The 571-nt window shown below is 74.1% G+C and carries 1 protein-coding gene and 1 pseudogene; both read left to right on the plus strand.

The genetic code is table 11. The features are described from left to right. Positions 1 to 160, plus strand: a pseudogene (locus tag CCN42_RS44725) (metal-dependent hydrolase); the annotation flags it as partial. Further along, positions 160 to 571, plus strand: a 412-nt coding sequence (locus CCN42_RS44730) for a ferredoxin reductase (protein WP_422641186.1), incomplete at its 3' end; no start/stop codon positions are given. The pseudogene CCN42_RS44725 and the gene CCN42_RS44730, both read left to right, overlap by 1 nt.

Raw genomic sequence — 571 nt, forward strand, 5'->3', positions numbered from 1 at the left:
GCTGCCGTCGACGGGCGACATGCTGAAGTCCGTCCCGCGCTACCTGAGCCGCGACTACCACCCCTCGCAGGAGGGTTCCACCGAGCAGGCGATCGCCTACCTCGCCTCCTCCCCCGCCGCCGTGGCCGCCCTCGCCGCGGAGAAGAGGAGCGCCGCCTGATGCCGACGCCGAAGCTGAGGACCGTCGCTCTCGTCGCGGGTGCCGCCCTGCTCGCCACCGCGCGCGAGGAGATCGCCGACGGGGTGGTCCAGCTGCGGCTGGAGGGGCACGGCCTGCCGCACTGGGAGCCGGGCGCCCATCTGGACCTGGTGCTGCCGTCGGGTCTCGTACGGCAGTACTCGCTGTGCGGGGACCCGGAGGACACCTCGTCGTACACGGTGGCCGCGCGGCTGGTGCCGGACGGGCGGGGCGGGTCGCGGGAGGTGCACGAGCAGGTGCAGGAGGGCACGGAGCTGGAGGTGCGCGGGCCGCGCAACCGGTTTCCGCTGGTCGCGGCGGAGTCGTACGTCTTCGTGGCCGGCGGCATCGGGATCACGCCGATCCTGTCGATGCTGCGGGCGCTGCCGGAGG

The organism is Streptomyces glaucescens (assembly GCF_002154375.1).
GTDB classification, from domain to species: domain Bacteria; phylum Actinomycetota; class Actinomycetes; order Streptomycetales; family Streptomycetaceae; genus Streptomyces; species Streptomyces glaucescens.